At 65.1% G+C, this 16,552-nt stretch carries 16 protein-coding genes; 10 read left to right on the top strand and 6 right to left on the bottom strand.

Going from position 1 to position 16,552, the window contains the following annotated elements:
• Window positions 1-22 precede the first annotated feature (22 nt).
• From E0T84_RS14660 to hchA, 7 genes are all read left to right on the top strand, one after another.
• On the top strand, window positions 23-1,324 hold the full coding sequence (locus tag E0T84_RS14660) for an NAD(P)/FAD-dependent oxidoreductase (protein WP_070189207.1): 1,302 nt from the start codon (window positions 23-25) through the stop codon (window positions 1,322-1,324).
• Window positions 1,318-2,064, top strand: a complete 747-nt coding sequence (locus E0T84_RS14655; RefSeq protein ID WP_070189208.1) for a DUF1365 domain-containing protein — start codon at window positions 1,318-1,320, stop codon at window positions 2,062-2,064. Before E0T84_RS14660 ends, E0T84_RS14655 begins: the two co-directional genes overlap by 7 nt.
• Window positions 2,061-3,329 (top strand): class I SAM-dependent methyltransferase, encoded by a 1,269-nt coding sequence (locus tag E0T84_RS14650; protein ID WP_070189209.1) that lies wholly within the window; start codon window positions 2,061-2,063, stop codon window positions 3,327-3,329. The genes E0T84_RS14655 and E0T84_RS14650 overlap by 4 nt, the downstream gene beginning before the upstream one ends.
• Before the next feature lie 8 nt (window positions 3,330-3,337).
• Complete coding sequence (locus E0T84_RS14645; RefSeq protein WP_171055039.1) at window positions 3,338-4,105, top strand: DUF1295 domain-containing protein; 768 nt, start codon at window positions 3,338-3,340, stop codon at window positions 4,103-4,105.
• Between the two features lie 2 nt (window positions 4,106-4,107).
• Window positions 4,108-4,689 (top strand): sigma-70 family RNA polymerase sigma factor, encoded by a 582-nt coding sequence (locus E0T84_RS14640; RefSeq protein WP_070189211.1) that lies wholly within the window; start codon window positions 4,108-4,110, stop codon window positions 4,687-4,689.
• Window positions 4,686-5,387, top strand: coding sequence for an anti-sigma factor (locus tag E0T84_RS14635; RefSeq protein ID WP_070189212.1), 702 nt, complete (start codon window positions 4,686-4,688; stop codon window positions 5,385-5,387). Before E0T84_RS14640 ends, E0T84_RS14635 begins: the two co-directional genes overlap by 4 nt.
• A gap of 75 nt (window positions 5,388-5,462) precedes the next feature.
• The gene (gene hchA, locus E0T84_RS14630) at window positions 5,463-6,347 is read left to right on the top strand and encodes a glyoxalase III HchA (RefSeq protein ID WP_138744792.1); all 885 of its coding nucleotides are present in this window, start codon (window positions 5,463-5,465) and stop codon (window positions 6,345-6,347) included.
• Between the two features lie 17 nt (window positions 6,348-6,364).
• On the opposite strand, the gene E0T84_RS14625 is transcribed toward hchA, so the two are convergent.
• The 3 genes from E0T84_RS14625 to E0T84_RS14615 are packed head-to-tail and all read right to left on the bottom strand — an operon-like array spanning window position 6,365 to window position 10,114.
• Window positions 6,365-6,784: a hypothetical protein gene (locus E0T84_RS14625; protein ID WP_138744791.1), complete on the bottom strand. Its 420-nt coding sequence runs from the start codon at window positions 6,782-6,784 to the stop codon at window positions 6,365-6,367.
• 1 nt (window position 6,785) lies between these two features.
• Window positions 6,786-9,626 carry an RND family transporter gene (locus E0T84_RS14620; protein WP_371725936.1) on the bottom strand — a complete coding sequence of 947 codons (2,841 nt, stop codon included), beginning with the start codon at window positions 9,624-9,626 and terminating at the stop codon, window positions 6,786-6,788.
• Window positions 9,623-10,114, bottom strand: a complete 492-nt coding sequence (locus E0T84_RS14615) for an MmpS family transport accessory protein (RefSeq protein WP_138744801.1) — start codon at window positions 10,112-10,114, stop codon at window positions 9,623-9,625. Before E0T84_RS14615 ends, E0T84_RS14620 begins: the two co-directional genes overlap by 4 nt.
• Before the next feature lie 157 nt (window positions 10,115-10,271).
• Here E0T84_RS14615 and E0T84_RS14610 point away from each other — a divergent pair, with 157 nt between their 5' ends.
• From E0T84_RS14610 to E0T84_RS14600, 3 genes are all read left to right on the top strand, one after another.
• Window positions 10,272-10,742 (top strand): MarR family winged helix-turn-helix transcriptional regulator, encoded by a 471-nt coding sequence (locus E0T84_RS14610; RefSeq protein WP_110765213.1) that lies wholly within the window; start codon window positions 10,272-10,274, stop codon window positions 10,740-10,742.
• 128 nt (window positions 10,743-10,870) lie between these two features.
• Complete coding sequence (locus tag E0T84_RS14605) at window positions 10,871-11,332, top strand: SRPBCC family protein (protein ID WP_070189294.1); 462 nt, start codon at window positions 10,871-10,873, stop codon at window positions 11,330-11,332.
• 229 nt (window positions 11,333-11,561) lie between these two features.
• Complete coding sequence (locus E0T84_RS14600; protein WP_138744789.1) at window positions 11,562-13,718, top strand: hypothetical protein; 2,157 nt, start codon at window positions 11,562-11,564, stop codon at window positions 13,716-13,718.
• Between the two features lie 755 nt (window positions 13,719-14,473).
• On the opposite strand, the gene E0T84_RS14595 is transcribed toward E0T84_RS14600, so the two are convergent.
• The 3 genes from E0T84_RS14595 to E0T84_RS31835 all read right to left on the bottom strand — a co-directional run bounded on the left by E0T84_RS14595 (window position 14,474) and on the right by E0T84_RS31835 (window position 16,109).
• Entirely contained in the window at window positions 14,474-14,713 is a 240-nt protein-coding gene (locus E0T84_RS14595; RefSeq protein WP_138744788.1) for a hypothetical protein, read from the bottom strand.
• 32 nt (window positions 14,714-14,745) lie between these two features.
• A protein-coding gene (locus tag E0T84_RS14590) for an IS3 family transposase (protein WP_110765163.1) occupies window positions 14,746-15,890 on the bottom strand; the annotation gives its coding sequence in 2 pieces (ribosomal slippage) (window positions 14,746-15,623 and window positions 15,623-15,890; 1,146 coding nt in all).
• A gap of 60 nt (window positions 15,891-15,950) precedes the next feature.
• Complete coding sequence (locus tag E0T84_RS31835) at window positions 15,951-16,109, bottom strand: hypothetical protein (protein ID WP_171055035.1); 159 nt, start codon at window positions 16,107-16,109, stop codon at window positions 15,951-15,953.
• Between the last annotated feature and the right edge of the window lie 443 nt (window positions 16,110-16,552).

The following is a 16,552-nucleotide window of genomic DNA, read 5'->3' as shown; positions in this document are numbered from 1 at the left end:
TGCCCGGCTCCGAATACCGGGTGTGGAGCACACTCATCCTGGCGAGCGCGCCGTTGCGGTGATCGGTAGCGGTGTTGCCGGCCTGACGGCTGCCTATGTCCTGTCCGCGCGTGACCGTGTCACCCTGCTGGAAGCCGACAGCCGCTTCGGCGGCCACGCCCATACCCAGCAGGTCATAGAAGACGGCCGCACCATTGCGCTCGACACGGCCTTTTTGGTGCACAACGACCGTACCTATCCGACGCTGTGCCGGCTGTTCGACGAACTGGGGATCCGTACGCAGGAGACCGACATGTCGATGTCGGTACGGGATGAAGGAACCGGCCTGGAGTACGCGGGCGCGCGGGGATTGGGCGGGTTGTTCCCTTCCTTGTCCAACCTGACGCGGGCACGCTACCTGCTCATGCTCGCCGAGATCACTCGATTCCACCGGCTGGCAACCCAATTGCTGCGGCGGCCGGCAACACAAGGCGAGGTGACCTTGGACGCGTTCCTCCACCGGCACGGGTTTTCCCGGTATTTCACCGAACGATTCATGACTCCGCTGGTCGCCGCGGTGTGGTCCTGCCCGCCCGGTGAAGCGCTGCGCTACCCGGCGCGGTATCTGTTCGTCTTCCTGCAGCACCACGGCATGCTTTCGGTGTTCGGCTCGCCGAGTTGGCGCACGGTGGTCGGCGGGTCGGCCAACTACGTCGAGGCCATCGTGTCCGGGCTACCCGAGGCGGTCACCGGCGCGCACGTACGGTCCGTGCGGCGGTGCGCCGAGGGCGTTCTGGTCACCGTCGACGGACACCCTCCCCGGAGGTTCGATGCCGCGGTCATCGCCACCCATCCCAATCAGGCGCTGATGATGCTGGACCACCCGACCGAGGCCGAACGGAGCATCCTCGGGGCCATCCCCTACAGCGTCAACCAGGCGCAGTTGCACACCGACGAGTCGGTACTCCCACGCCTGCCGAGAGCGCGCGCTTCCTGGAATTATCTGATCGACCCGATTGATCACGCCGTCACCGTCACCTATGACATCACCAGGCTGATGAGGCTCGGCGGCACTCGGCGCTATCTGGTGACCCTCGGCGGCGCCCACCGCGTGGACCCGTCGAAGGTCCTGGCCGAGATGGTCTATGACCATCCGGTCTACACCTCCGAATCGGTTGCCGCGCAGCAGCTTCTACCTGCGCTCAGCGATGACCGCGTCGTGTTCGCCGGCGCTTACCACGGCTGGGGCTTCCATGAGGACGGCGCCGCCTCGGGACTGCGGGCCGCCGAGCGCCTGGGTGCCCGATGGGCCGAAGGCACGGTTGCGGAGCCGGCGGCATGCTGAGCCCCGCTCTGTACCGCACTGAAATTACCCATGTCCGGCTCGCACCCGTGCGTCATCGCTTCAGTTACCGCGGCTACAGCTGGTTTGTCGATCTCGACCGGATGCCGCGATTGCCGCGTTGGCTCATACCTTTCGCCCGATTCGAGGCCGCAGACCACTTCGCGGGTAAACCGAAAGACTCGCTGCGCCAACGTGTCGACACGTTTCTGTCGACGCACGATGTGGATCTCCGCGGGGGCAGGGTGACCGCGTTGCTACAGGCGCGAGTGCTCGGATACGTATTCAACCCGCTGAGCCTGTACTGGTGCCACGATGCCGCAGGCACGCTGCGCTGTGTGATCGCCGAGGTTCACAACACCTATGGCCAACGGCACGCCTATCTGCTGCCCGCCGGACAACCTGCATGCGTGTCCAAGCGCTTGTACGTCTCGCCCTTCAATGACGTCGACGGGCACTACCGCGTCCGCGCACCACAGCCTGATGAACATCTTGATGTGACCATTTCCCTGCACCGCCAAGGGCATCCGGCGTTTGTCGCCACCCTGCGGGGCGAGCGCATGGTGGCGAACGCGCGGCAGTTGCTCCGCCTGCAATTCGTCGCACCGCTGGCCCCGCTGGCCGGGGCCCTCGCAATCCGGGTCGAGGGAATCAAGTTGTGGCTGCGTCGGGTCCCGCTGGTGCCCCGACCCACCGATGAAGCCGTTGAGTTCGTCACCGAGCACCGAGGAAGGGCACTGTGAGCACTCGGACCGGGACCTATCCCGCCATCGACCCGACCCGCTGGCCCGACGTGGCCCATCCACCGCGCGGACCGGTGGCCGCGATCTCCGGCGCGGTGGCCAACCAACTACTGCGACGGGCCGCCGCGACATTGCCGGTACGGCTGGCGTTTCCCGACGGAACCGTGATCGGGGCGGCTGATCCGACCTTGCCCACCATGGTCATCGAACGGCCGGGGGCCGTGGCTCGGCGGATCGGCTGTCACGGCCTGATCGGGTTCGGCGAATCGTATATGGCCGGTGAGTGGCACTCCACCGACCTCGTCGGGTTGCTCACCGAGTTCGGCAGGTCGATGGGCGACCTGGTTCCCGCTGCGCTGCAACGCTTTCGTACTGTGACGCTGCCCCGATCACCGCGGTCCGCCCGCAACAACCCGGCGCAGTCCCGGCGCAACATCGCGGCGCACTACGACCTCTCCAATGAGCTGTTCTCGGAGTTTCTCGACGAGACGATGACGTACTCCAGCGCGCTGTTCCCTGAACTTCCGGGCACGGCAGCCGGCCTGGCCGACGCCCAGCGCCGCAAGATCGACCGACTGCTCGACACGGCAGGCGTGGGGCCGGGCAGCCGCGTCCTGGAGATCGGCACCGGCTGGGGTGAGCTCTGCATCCGCGCCGCACAGCGTGGGGCGCGCGTCCGCTCGATCACCCTGTCGGCCGAACAACAACGGCTGGCCCGGCAACGGGTGGCGGCGGCCGGCCTGTCAGACCGGGTCGGTATCGACCTGCTCGATTACCGCGACGCCGACGGCTGCTACGACGCAGTCCTGTCGGTCGAGATGATCGAAGCCGTCGGATATCGCTTCTGGCCCACCTATTTTCGAACACTCGACCGGCTCGTCACTCCTGGAGGCCGGGTCGCGATCCAGGCCATCACCATGCCGCACGATCGCATGATGGCCTCACGCGGCACACACACCTGGATCCAGAAGTACATCTTCCCCGGCGGTCTGTTGCCGTCGACCGAGGCGATCATCGGACTGACCGAGCGCGGAACCCGGCTGCGCACCGTCGATGTGATGTCGCTGCGGCCGCACTACGCCGAGACCTTGCGGCTGTGGCGAGAACAGTTCGTCTCGCGCCGTGACACGGTGGCAGCGCTCGGTTTCGACGATGTATTCGCCCGCATGTGGGAGCTGTACCTGGCGTACTCCGAAGCCGGGTTCGCCTCCGGCTATCTCGACGTCTACCAGTGGACATTCGCACCGATCGGAGGGCACCGGTGAACATGCTGATCGTTACCGCGGTGTCGCTGGCCGCACTCGCCGTGGTGCACGGGTTGACGTTCCTCATCGGCCGAGGCCTTGGGCGGTACAACGTCGTCGACGTGGCCTGGGGCATCGGGTTCATCGCGGTCGCCGCCGTCAGCGCAGTTCTCGGTGCCGGCGATCTCTTCCGACGCATCCTGCTGTTGGTGCTCATCACCGTCTGGGCGGGCCGGCTGTCCTGGCACATGGTGCTCAAGTCCGCGGGCAAGGGCGAGGATCCACGCTACGAGGAGCTCTTGGGCGGCGACTATTCGGCCGCTCACGTGCTGCGCAAGGTGTTTGTCATCCAGGGGGCGGCAACCTGGTTTGTCGCACTGCCGGTGCAGCTGTCGTCGACGTTGGGGCCGACTCCGAGCGTGCTGCGACCGGTCCTGATCGCGGGCGTGCTGATCTGGGTGGTCGGGCTGGTGTTCGAGGCGGTCGGAGACCATCAGCTGCGCCGGTTCAAATCCGACCCGGCCCACCGGGGAGTGATCATGGATCGCGGGTTGTGGGCCTGGACCCGCCATCCCAACTATTTCGGCGACAGCTGCGTCTGGTGGGGGCTGTGGTTGGTGACCATCTGCGGCTGGCTGTCGCTCGCGACGGTGCTGTCCCCGGTCTTGATGACGTACTTCCTGGTGTACGCGACCGGCGCCCGATTGGCCGAGAAGCATATGGGGGGCCGGCCGGGGTTCGAGGAATACCGTTCGCGCACTGCGTTTTTCATACCGATGCCACCGAGATCTGGATAAACATGACGGCGCACGCCCCGGTCGCTAGGCTGCTGTGGGTGACCGCCGAACTCGACGCGTTGCTGCGGCGGGTGGCCCGACGCGATGTCGACGCCTTCGCCGAACTGTACGACCATACGCGGTCGCGGGTGTTTGGCCTGGTCACCCGGGTTCTTCGGGACCCGGGATACAGCGAGGAAACCACCCAGGAGATCTACCTGCAGGTGTGGCGCACGGCCGACAGCTACGACCCGACCGCAGGATCTCCGATGGCGTGGCTGATGACACTGGCCCACCGGCGAGCGGTGGACCGGGTCCGTGCCGAGCAAGCTGCCGGCCAACGTGAGTCCCGTTATGGGATGACCAGCATGGAACCGGCCGCCGACTACGTCGCGGACTCGGTGATCACCCAGGACGAACAGCGCAGGGTCGCCGACTGTCTGTCCTCGCTCACCGATGCCCAGCGGGAATGCATCCACCTCGCCTACTACGACGGTCTGACCTACAGCCAGGTGTCGCAGCGGCTGGCGGCCAATCTGGCCACCATCAAGTCCCGTATGCGTGATGCTCTCCGCGGACTGCGCAATTGTCTGGGGGCGGCATGACCGATCCGGTTGACTCCGAACTGCTCGAGCTGGCCACCCCGTATGCGCTGCACGCCGTGTCCGACGGCGAGCGCGCCGACATCGAACAGCGCCTGGCCGCTGCTTCTCCCGAGGTCGCGGCCCAGTTCTCCGCCGAGGTGCGCGACGTGCAGGAAACCATGGCACGGGTGGCCGGTGCCACAGCCTTGGAGCCACCGGCAGGTCTACGTGATCAACTACTGGCAGCGGTCTCGGTGCGCGAGCTGCGGCCGGCACCACGCTGGCGTAACGCGGCGCTGGCGGCTGCAGCAGCCGTCGTCATCGCCCTGGCCGGCGTTGGCATCGGCTTCGCACTGCGGCCCAGCCCCCAGACCACGACGGCCGAGCAGATCTTCGCCGCCCCCGACGTCCGGACCGTGTCCGGGTCGATTCCCACCGGCGGTACCGCGACTGTCGTCTTTTCCCGCGAACGCAACGCCGGGGTGTTGGTGATGAATGGCGTCACGCCCCCGGAAACCGGCACGGTTTATCAAATGTGGCTGCTACGTGGGGACGAGGCCGAATCGGCAGGCACCATGGATTCGGCAGCCGTCGCGCCGTCGACCACCGCGGTGCTCCCCGACCTCGGCGACGCGTCGGCACTGGCGTTCACCGTCGAGCCTGGCAGTGGTTCGACGACGCCGACCACACCTGTCTTCGCCGAGCTGCCGCTGCGGTGACACGCGTGAGGTCGCTGAACGCCGGGTATTACTGACCTCACCGCACCGAGTCGGGAATAGGAAGTGGTGAAAACCATGTCACAAGCAGCAGACGACCTCAGCAAGGCACCCACACCGGATCAGGCCGAGGACAACGCGTACTTCCCGTCGCCCTACTCGTTGAGTCAGTACACCTCGGCCAAAACCGACTTCGCCGGCGTCGAACACGCAGGTGCCTACACCGAGGGCCGGTGGAAGGTACTGATGATCGCTACCGAAGAGCGATATGTCTTGTGCCAGAACGGAAAGATGTTCTCCACCGGCAACCATCCGGTGGAGATGCTGCTGCCGCTGCACCATCTGATGCAAACCGGGTTCGACGTCGACGTCGCGACCATCTCCGGGTACCCGGCGAAGCTGGAACTGTGGGCCATGCCCCACGAAGACCAGGCCGTTCTGGCGACCTACGAGACCCTCAGGCCCAAACTCAAAGAACCTCTCAAGCTCACCGAGGTCGTCGCGGACCTCAAGGCGGCCTCCGACTATCTGGCGGTCTTCATTCCCGGCGGCCATGGCGCCGTCGTCGGATTGCCGGGCAGCGAAGCGGTAGGTCAGACCCTGGACTGGGCACTGGATCACGGCCGGTTCATCATCACCCTGTGCCACGGACCGGCCGCCCTGCTGGCCGCGAGCATCGGCAGGGACCAGTCGCCGTTGGCCGGATACTCGGTGTGTGTGTTCCCCGACTCGCTCGACGAGGGACCCAACATCGACATCGGTTACCTGCCCGGGCGCCTGCAGTGGCTGGTCGCCGACCTACTCGTCAAGCAAGGACTCACAATCGTCAACGACGAGATGGCCGGCACCGTGCACCAAGACCGCCGTCTGCTCACCGGCGACAGCCCGCTGGCCTCCGACGCGCTGGGCAAACTGGCCGTCAACTGCATGCTCGACGCGCTCGGGCGGGAGCACGATGCCTGACCGATCGGCCGGCTCGATCACGGGAGCCTCCGCTTCAGGCGCGCACTCCTGAGGATCTGCAACGCCATGTTGGTAGAGGTGATCATCGGAAAGACGCCGAGGAACGTGCGCTCTGACGGAGTGCGTCCGTGCAATTGTTCGAGGCTGCCGAAGACATAAAAGCATCCGATGCAGAACAGCGTGGCCGGAACGGCGAGTGCCAGGATGCTGCCGCGGTCGGCGAGCACCTGTCGGGCCAGGGCCAGTTCGTCTTCCGTGAGCGCTTCGCGTTTCCGGACCTTGCGCAACGTGGCCGACAGGGTGCCGATGGCGAGCTTCGAGGTGACGTGGGCGTGGCCCCTCATCCTCCTCGTGAACACGAAAGCCACGACGGCGAACACCCAGATCAGCGCGAAGAAGACGATCGACAGGATGCCGTACAGAGTCGACGTCGTCATGTCACGCCTCCACGCGCTGGTGCTGGGGCAGCGGCTGCCGCAGCGGCCGCTGCCGGATGAATGTAGGCCACCAGAACCACGGACCCAGGAAGCGCAACAGGCACGGCACCACGAACGACCGAACCACCAGCGTGTCGAGCAGCAGGCCGATACACACCGTCGAGCCCACCTGGCCGATGGTGCGCAGATCGCTGATCAACATCGCCAACATGGTGAACGCGAACACCAGACCGGCAGAGGTCACCACGCCGCCGGTGCTGCCGAGGGCACGGATCAGCCCGGTGTTCAGGCCCGCACCCGACTCCTCCTTGACCCGGGAGATCAGCAGCAGGTTGTAGTCCGAGCCGACCGCGACCAGGATGATGAAGGTCAGCGGCAACACCAGCCAGTGCAGGTGCAGCCCGATCAGGTGCTGCCACACCAGGATTGACAGTCCGAACGCGCCTGCATACGAGAACGCCACCGTGCCCGGAATCACCATGGCCGCGACCAGGCTCCGGGTCAGGTACAGCATGATCAGGAAGATCAGGACGAACGCGGCGATCGCCACGATGAGCAGATCCGAGGCCGCATAGGCCTTGATGTCCTTGTTGTTCGAGCCCGCGCCGCCGATGTAGATCTTCGAACCGGCCAGCGAGGTCTCCTTGAGCGCAGCCTTGATCGCGCCGGGGAACTGGTCGACGTGGTCGATCCCTTCGGGCCCCATGGCGTTTCCCTCATGGGTGACGATGAAGCGGGCGGCCTTGCCGTCCGGCGACATCATCAGCTCCATGCCGGTCTTGACGTCCTCGTTGTCGAAGGCCTCCCTGGGGATGTAGAAGAAGTCGTCACTGCGGGATTGGTCGAAGTCGTTGCCCACGTTGATCAGGTCGTAGTACGTCTGGTCGGTCTGGGTGGACTGCAGATGCGCCGGGCCGTAGTTGTTGGTGATGACGCCCAGCAGCGAGCGGCTGTCGGCCATCATGCGTTCCAACTGCGAGATCATCTGCGGCAGCAGCCGGTCGATGGCCTCGAACGAGGTTACGGCGTCGGCGATCTGGGCATCGAGACTGTCGATGCCGTCGAGCGAGTCGAACAGCGATCGCATTGCCCAGCACGCGGGGATGTCGAAACAGTGCGGTTCCCAATAGAAGTAGTTCTTCAACGGCCGCAGGAAGTCGTCGAGGTTGGAGATGCCGGCGTTCATGTCGTCGGTCACCTGTTTGAGGTTCTCCAAGGTCAGGACCGTGGAATGCAGTTCGTCGGCCATCTGCTGGGTCAGCCCGATCACCTTCTGCAGCACCTCGACCGAACGCGCCTGGATCTCGGCCTGCTTGTCGGTGTTCTCGTTCTGCTGCTCGTTGAACGGCAACTGCTGGCCGCTGCCGCTGCCCTGGGTGGTGAACAGGTAGGGAATCGTGGCGTGCTCCAGCGGCCGGCCCAGCGGCCTGGTGATGCTCTGCACCATGGCGACACCGGGGAGCCGGATCAGGCTCTTGGCGACACGGTCCAGCGAGATGAAGTCGGCCGAGTTGCGCATGTCGTGGTCGCTCTCGACCATCAGCATCTCGCTGAACAGTTTGCTTTGCGAGAAGTGCCGATCAGAGGCCTCGAAGCCGAGATTGGCTGCACCATCGGCAGGTTGGTAAGCGCGATCGTCGTAGCTGACCTTGAAGGTGGGTACGAAGATCGCGCCGATCATCACGACGGCGGCACTTGCGACGAAGACAGGTTTGGGCCACCGCACCACGCTTGTCGCGATCCGGCGGTACAGATGCCCCTTGGCCATCCGCTTCGGGTCGAACAGCCCGAACAGGCTGCCCAACGTGAGCAGCGCCGGCGCGAGAGTGAGGGCCGCAGCGATGGTGAACAGCATGCTGATGGCGACCGCCGGTCCCATCGTGTGGAAGTAGTCCAGCCGAGCCAGGCTCAGGCAGTAACAGGCGCCGGCGATGGTCAGTCCGGAGCCGATGATGATGGGGGCGACACTGCGATAGGCGGTGTAGAACGCGTCTTCGCGACTCTCGCCGTCCTGCCTGGCCTCCTGGTAGCGGCCCAGCAGGAAGATGCCGTAGTCAGTTCCGGCCCCGAGCGTCAATGCCACCACGATGTTCACCGCGAACGACGACAGCGGGATGACGCCCAAGTGCCCGAGGGTCGCGATAACGCCCTTGGCGACAAGCATTTCGATCAAGACGCTGACGAGAGGAACCAGCAGGTTGGCGACCGAGCGGTAGACCACCAGCAGCATGATCACGATCAGGATGATCGTGAGGATTGTGATGTTGTTGAGGCTGGAATTGGCGATCGTCAGGGTGTCCGATGCCAGCGGCGCCGCGCCGCTCACGTAGACCTTGAGCCCGGGCGGCGGCGTGTCGTCGGCGATGATGTCGCGCACCGCGTTCACCGACTCGTTCGCCTGGAGTTGCCCGATGTTGCCGGCCAACCGCAACAGTACGAAAGTTGCCTTGCCGTCCACGCTTTGGGCACCAGCCGCGGTGATGGGCTTGCCCCACAGATCCATCACGTACTGCACGTGCTCGGGGTCGTGCTTGAGCCGGTTCATCAGGTCGTCGTAGTACCGGTGATCGCCATCGTCGAGGGGCCGGTCGGCCTCGAACACCAGCATGGTCAGGCTGGTCGAGGTGGACTCCTGGAACTTCTCCCCGATGCGCAGCATCGCGACCTGGGACGGGGCGTAACTCGGGATCATCGAGCCCGCCAATTGTTCGGCGACGTGCTCGACCTGCGGGACGAACGTGTTGGTGGTGACGGCCAGCAGCGCCCAGAACACGATGATCGGCACGGCGAGGACGCGCACGGATCGCGCGACGAAGGGCCGGTTCGCCCGGTGGCTGCTCACGCGGACTTCACCCGGCACGTGACGTCGGCTTCGGAGTGAGTGGATGACTGTTCGTCGCGCACAACGCCATTGACCAACATCCGGCAGCCCACCTCACCGCCGTTGACCTGCGCCGACATGCTGCCGGACACGACAGTGAGCGTTGTCGTCTCGGTGTGTGTCCACGGCAGCTCGGTGAGATCCACCCGGTGCGGATGTCCGTCGATGTCGACGTAGCTCACGAGCCCACCATTGCCGATGGTTCCGAACAGCTCATACGTGAGCTGTTTGGGAGTGAACTGTTCAGGAGCCTGCGCGGCGAGCACCGTCGGCACCGGTCCCGGCTCTGACAGCTGATGCACCTTCCAGACCCCGAGCCCGCCCACACCGACGGCGATAACCGTCACCAGCGGGAGCCATCCCTTCTCCAGGACGGTCAGGCTGCGCGGTTTGCGTCCCACCCTGCGGAGTTCTCGACCACGTGCGTTCGTGGGTTGCTCCCCGATCATGACGGACATATATATCGCACATAGGAACCATTCCTCAAGGCACCCACCACCCATCCCTCACATTCACAGCAGTCTGACAGGCAGATTCCGGCGCTTCTGCGAAACCTGCGGCGCGCATGGTTGGTAGTTTATTTCCTGTTAGTGATATAAATGGACCGTGGCCAGCACACCCACCGACAGCAGCGTGGAAGCGGTTTCGGCGATGCTCGTGGCGAGCGCCGACCTGATGTGGCGCCATCTCGCCGACCGCAAGGGGTTGAGCGCGAGCGCGACGCTGGTTCTGGTACGCCTCAACCGGGAGGGCCCGATGCGGATCACCGCCCTCGCCGAGGCAGAGGGCGCGAGCCAGTCGGGCATGACACAACTGGTGCAACGCCTGGAAAGCCAAGGGCTGCTGGAGCGTTGCAGCGATCCCGACGACGGCCGGGCATGCTTGGTGAAGGTCAGCGAGGGCGGCCGGCAACTGTGGGAGGAACGTGCGGTTGTCCGCAAGCAACGCATCTCCGAGTTGCTGGCCGGATTGCCGGAAGAGGACCAGACGACGCTGTGGCTGGCCGCGCAGGTCTCGGCCCGACTGGTCGATCAGATGCGCGAGATCGCCGACTCCCCCGACGTCACCGGCGGCTAGGGTGATGCCCGAGACCTGCACCCGTCGACAATCACACCGGCGACCATCGCTGCGAACCCCGGGAAACACGTAGTCCCGGCCGCCACCGGTGTTACGTTGACGCCGACCCGGGAGGCGCACAGATGTCCATGGAAGGCTCGGTAACCGTGCGGATGTCCGCACCGGCGGACCGTATCTGGGAACTCATCTCCGACGTACGCAACACCGGGAAGTTCTCGCCGGAGGTGATGGAGGCCGAATGGCTGGGCGGTGCGACCGGCCCTGCACTCGGCGCCCGGTTCCGCGGACACGTCAAGCGCAACGAGATCGGGCCCGTCTATTGGACGACCTGCGAGGTGACCGCCTGCGAGCCCGGGCGTGAGTTCGGCTTCGCGGTGCTCGTCGGCGACCGGTCGGTCAACAATTGGCATTACCGGCTGGAACCCGCCGGGGCCGACACCGATGTCACCGAATCCTTCCGGATGACCCCAGGAGCGTTCACCACAGTCTTCTCACTCCTTGGCGGGCAACTCCGCACCCGCCGCAATATTCGCGACATGCGCAAGACGCTGGAACGCATCAAGGCGGTCGTCGAGAGCTCAGGGCAGTAGCGGTCCGCGCCCGACGTGGGCGCCGTGGCCGCACCTGTGCGCGAGCTGTGTATCGATGAGAATCCGGCCAGACGTGCCGGGCGGCTATGGTGACGCCGGCTGGAATTTAGTTATGCTTATTTTTGCTTAGGCATACATACGGGCGTCGTTCATCGACGCCCGAACATCTGGAAATCACGCGGTCGGGAGCGATGTGACCAGGTCACTGGTCGTCATCAAGGAGGTCGACATGACTGCACTCATCCCCCCACCCGTGGACCTGAGGTCCCTGCAACCCGCCGAGCCACTACCGCCGCGCCGCAGATTCATCCCCCGGTCACGCCGAGGCAAGGCCGCCATTGCCGCTGGATTGGTCGTGCTGCTCGTCGCCGGACTGCTCGGTGCGACGTACAAGGCCTCACCGGGCGGCACCTTGTGGGGAGTCCAGAAGGCGATCTTCCCCGACCACGCGCAAGACGTTGCCCTGACCGCCGTCGTCAACGACCTGAAGAAGGCACAGGACATCCTCGGGAGCGGGCAGCAGCCCACACCGGATCAGCTGACCGACGCCCGCACCGCACTCAACCACGCCAAACAAGGCCTGGACCACGTGTCGCCGTCACCTGAGCGAACCAGTTTGCAGAATCTCTATCTCCAACTGACACAACAACTTCTGCAGTACACGCCCGATTCAGTGCTCCGGCTCGCACCGTTGCCCGTCCCGCCTCCGGCGCCACCGGCCGCCGACCCTCAGCAGCCGGACGCTGTGGCACTGACCAGCGCAGCCGCGCCCACTTGGGGATACGGCGCTCCCGACGACTACATCCCGGCGCCGGCCGGCATTCCGGAATCCCCGATAGCCGATTGGCCGCAGCCCATCGACCCGCCGGTGACGCCCAACCTGAACAACCTGGGCTACTACGACCCGTCTTGGGGCCGGCTCTACGGCTACAACCCCGGCGGTTGGTACAACTACGACCTCGGCGGCTACAACCGGTACGGCTTCGATTTCCTCGGCTTCGACCGGTGGGGTTACGACCGCTGGGGTTACGACCGCTGGGGTTATGACCGCTGGGGGTACAACTGGGCCGGGTACAACTGGGCCGGCTACGACCGCCACGGTTGGGACCGCAATGGCTGGAACGAATGGGGCCAGCGCCGCAACCACCCGGGTGACCCACGCAGACGGGACTGGTACGACCGCCACCACCCGTACCGGCTGTACTACCAGTGGAAGTTCCACGTACACAATCCGGTATACCGCCGCGCACAGTGGGATCGGGCCCACGGGTTCAACCCGGATCGGTACCGGGACTGGAACCGGCACCGAGATTGGCACAATCCGCGCAGCCGCGATTGGGCACCGCCCGCCCCAAACCGCGGCATCAAGGTGGATATTCACCTCTCGTCCCCGGTGGTGAACCTGAATGCCTCACTGACGCAATTCATCTCCGACAAAAAGGTGAAACGTGTCTCCGGGCCGCTGATGAAGGATCTCGCGGACAAATCCGCCCGTGACTTCACCAAAGAACTCACCCGTCCGGTCACCATCCTCACCGGGCCGCCTCAGCTCTCGACGCTCAAGGACAAGCCCGACACACTCAAGACCAGAAACGAAACATCCATTGCACCACCGGCATTGACCGCACCGGCGCCGGCTACGCCGCCGTCGAAGGTGAAACCCGGATTCACCGCGCCCAAACTGGACCCGGCACCCGCCTACACACCACCCGACGCCGACAAGCCGCGGGAAAATCGGTTGCCGAAACCGGACAACGTCACGCCGGGATTGGAACCCGACAGGTCCCCCGGGCCGATGCCCGGCGACCCGAAAAAGGACGCACCTGACCGCGCCGGGGCTCCGCCGTCCGAGCTGAGACCGGATCACCCTGCGGTGACGCCACCGGCCGATCCGAAACCGGCGAGTCCGCCCAGCCCCGAGGTGACACCGCCCCGCGAGGACTCGACACCACGCCGGGACAACCCTGTTCGTGAGGCACCGGTGCAGGAAGCACCGGCACGGGAAGCGCCCGCGCAGGAGGCGCCGGCCCGCCGGGAACCGGCGCAACAGCGCCCCGAACCGCAAGCACCGCGGCAGAAGCCCGCTCCGGAACCGCCGGCGCAAACACCTGCCCCGGCACCTGAGGCCCCGGTGCGTCAGGCTCCGGCTTGGCAGCGACCCGAACGGCAGGCACCGCCGCAACGCGAGGCGCCGGTCCGACAGGCTCCGGTTTGGCAACAACCCGAACGGCAGGCACCGCCACAACGTGAGGCCCCGGTTCGCCAGAAGCCTGAGCGGCAGGCCCCGCCACAACGCGAGGCTCCGCGATCTGATTCGGGCCCCCGTCAGGCGTCCGAACGGCCAAAGACAAAGGGACCCAAGTGTTCGTCATTCCCGATGTGCTGAACGCCCTCGTCGAGGCCACCGTGACGTTCACCGCGTAGCCTCGACCGCTTCCGGCAGGCGGGTTACCTCCCGGCCGGTAACACACGCCCAGGAACCTCCTCGGCGGGCGCCCCGATGCCACCGGTTGGCGCTTGGCCAACTACCATGAAGCGTCCCTATGGGTTTTCGACACCTATTTCGATAGGTCCCGCCCCGGGGACTTGTAGAAACTCTGACGCTGCTGATCAGCTGTAGTGCTGCCTGCGGCCCCAGAACGCGATTGTGTCGATCCCGGAACGCGTGCTCCAGCAAGATGACCGTAGTGTCAGCGCCGCGATAGGCCGATACCAGCCGAGCTGAATCGGCAGACTACGACAGCGCTAGCGTGCCGGTCGATCATCGAGGTGCTGATGCGGTTCTCGGTAGTTACCGAGCAAATTTCCGTTCGGCCTGCAGCGAACATGGCCGCGGTATCAGTTTGGTAGCGATACTGCCGGCCGGGCATCCACTACCGGCGTGATATCCGCAGCGAACATGCTGTCATACACGCCGGCGTCTCCGGTATCGCCGCCTCATTGAAGAAGTTCGATCAGGTCTCACACGGCCTGTGCGCCGTCGGCGGTCGGCCGATCCAGGTGCGGACGTTGTGCAGTCGTCGGTGCAAGATACAACCGTAACCATCGTTGAGGTCAATGAGCTGCCTTGGGCCGAAGACAAACTCGCTTCGGAACACCGCCCTGAGCTTGACCCGCGGCTTTGGCAAACCGACCCAGGTGTCAGTTCACCGCGCCGAACGCGGCAATGTCTCCCAGTGCGTCCTCGGCACGACCGCCCAACTCCGCGTCGTCGATCAGCGCTTCCAGTCGACGAACGGTCTCAGGGCTCACCGCGCGGTGAATCCTGCCGACGTGGCCCATACACGTCACCGCCAGTGCCCTGACCTCGGGGTCGACGTCGGAAGAAGAAAGCTGGCAGAGCAGGAGGACCTCGTGGCGAGTCCCCGTTACTGAGTCCACCCGGTTTCAGAGTCGGGTTTGTTGATCCGGATTCAGTTGATCTGGCAGGCCATCGGGGTGTGGGTGTGCCTGCATGCCGCAGCGTACTCGGCCGGGGTCATGTAGCCCAGGGCTGAGTGGCGGTGGCGGTGGTTGTGGTCGTGCTTGAAGTCGCCGATGACCACTCGGGCTTCGAGCAGGGTGTTCCAGTGGTTGCGGTTGAGGCACTCCTTGCGTAGTCGGTTGTTGAACGATTCGATGTGGCCGTTGTTCCACGGCGTGCCCGGCGGGATGTAGACCATGCCGACCCTGTTTTCGCAGAACTGTTGCAGCGCTTGGGAAATGAACTCTGGTCCGTTGTCCATCCGCAGCACTTTCGGCGGCCCGACGGCCGCCGCGAACACGGCTTCGAGTTCGTCGACGAGCCGGTCGGCGGTGATCGAGCGTTCCACCACATTCAGCAGCGAAACGCGGGTGTGTTCGTCGATCATCGACGCGATCTTGATCGCCTTGCCGTCGACGGTGGAGTCGTACTGGAAATCGATCGCCCACACCACATTCGGTGCATCCGCGACGATCGGCGGGATCGAGGACACCCCGGCCCGCTTGCGCGGGCTGTGCACCCGCACCTGCAGGCCCTCTTCGCGCCACAGCCGGTGGATCCTCTTCTTGTTGACCTCACGACGCTCGTCGTAGCGCAACGCCGCCCACGCACGGCGGAACCCATGGCAGGGATGTTTGGTGGCATAGGCGCGCAGCCAGGCCCTCATGCCGGCGTCAGGATCCTCTGGGGTCTGAGCCAGCGGGAGCCGGCGGTAGGTGGAGCGGGCCAGCCCAACGGCCTTGCACGCCAACCGCTCCGACATGCCCAAAACGTCCTTGAGCATGTCCACAGCGCGGCGCTTGGCAGCTGGGCTCAGAATTTTCCCTTGGCGACCTCCCGCAGCGCGTCCTTTTCCAACTCGGCCTCGGCCAACAGCTTCTTGAGGCGCGCGTTCTGCTCGCGCAGCTCCTTGAGCTCCTTGGCGGCGTCGGTGTCCATCCCGCCGTAGGTGCGGCGCCAGTTGTAGAGCGTGGCCGGCGACACCTCCAGCTCGGCGGCGATCTCCTCACCGGTCTTACCCTCGGCAGCGAGCTCATCGGCGCGGCGCAGCTTGCGCACGATGTCCTCCGCGGAATGCCGCTTGCGACCAGCCATGTGTTTCATCGTCCCTTCCGGCCCGACCTCGGGGCCACAGGACTCTAAAACAAGCCGGACTCATTCAAGGGGAACACGCCACTCGACCGCGGTGCGATCCGGATCGTTATAAGTCAACGCCAACAGCGCCCGGGTGGCTGCTGTGATATCAGGGCCACGCAGATCCGAGATCATGGCCGCCCGCCAGTCCGGCAATTCCTGCTGTTCCTGATCCGCCATCTGGCCGCCCCCTTCGCTATCGGACTCAAGTATGGGGGCGAACCACGATCGGGCGTGCCCCAAGTGGTCTCCACTGCTGTCGAGCGGCAGAACGGTCCAACTGCTGCCGAGGGAATCGAAGTACTCACTGAACCACTCTCCATGCGGTCGGTGGAGGCAAGTTACTACGACGAAATCGCCGCATTGGCTTGCACCGCGGGGCTTCTGAACCAATGATCGTGGCGTGTTCCCCATGAATGAGTCCAACTGATCTCTACCCGTGTTGTTGGTCCACGGTCATGCGAGTCGAGGGCAGAGTTCTTGAATGCGGCAGCAGCGCGGCTGGGGTGGTGGGTCAGCGTCTCTACCCGGTATCTGAATCGCCCCGGTGAGTCCGGAGACTTCATCTCTTGTGAAGGATGGAGTTAGGGCAGGTTCGAGGAAGTATCCGGCTGAGCTGCGTG

Origin of the sequence: Mycobacterium sp. DBP42 (assembly GCF_005924235.1) — a bacterium.
In the GTDB taxonomy this organism is placed as follows: Bacteria; Actinomycetota; Actinomycetes; order Mycobacteriales; family Mycobacteriaceae; genus Mycobacterium; species Mycobacterium syngnathidarum.
This window is presented reverse-complemented; position numbering and strand designations above follow the sequence as displayed.

What these genes read in the sequence shown, in the direction of transcription:
- E0T84_RS14655 (WP_070189208.1), top strand. Translation starts at nt 1,318, where the DNA reads ATGCTGAGCCCCGCTCTGTACCGCACTGAAATTACCCATGTCCGGCTC.
- E0T84_RS14640 (WP_070189211.1), top strand. Translation starts at nt 4,108, where the DNA reads ATGACGGCGCACGCCCCGGTCGCTAGGCTGCTGTGGGTGACCGCCGAA.
- E0T84_RS14635 (WP_070189212.1), top strand. Translation starts at nt 4,686, where the DNA reads ATGACCGATCCGGTTGACTCCGAACTGCTCGAGCTGGCCACCCCGTAT.
- hchA (WP_138744792.1), top strand. Translation starts at nt 5,463, where the DNA reads ATGTCACAAGCAGCAGACGACCTCAGCAAGGCACCCACACCGGATCAG.
- E0T84_RS14625 (WP_138744791.1), bottom strand. Translation starts at nt 6,784, where the DNA reads ATGACGACGTCGACTCTGTACGGCATCCTGTCGATCGTCTTCTTCGCG.
- E0T84_RS14615 (WP_138744801.1), bottom strand. Translation starts at nt 10,114, where the DNA reads ATGATCGGGGAGCAACCCACGAACGCACGTGGTCGAGAACTCCGCAGG.
- E0T84_RS14605 (WP_070189294.1), top strand. Translation starts at nt 10,871, where the DNA reads ATGGAAGGCTCGGTAACCGTGCGGATGTCCGCACCGGCGGACCGTATC.
- E0T84_RS14600 (WP_138744789.1), top strand. Translation starts at nt 11,562, where the DNA reads ATGACTGCACTCATCCCCCCACCCGTGGACCTGAGGTCCCTGCAACCC.
- E0T84_RS31835 (WP_171055035.1), bottom strand. Translation starts at nt 16,109, where the DNA reads ATGGCGGATCAGGAACAGCAGGAATTGCCGGACTGGCGGGCGGCCATG.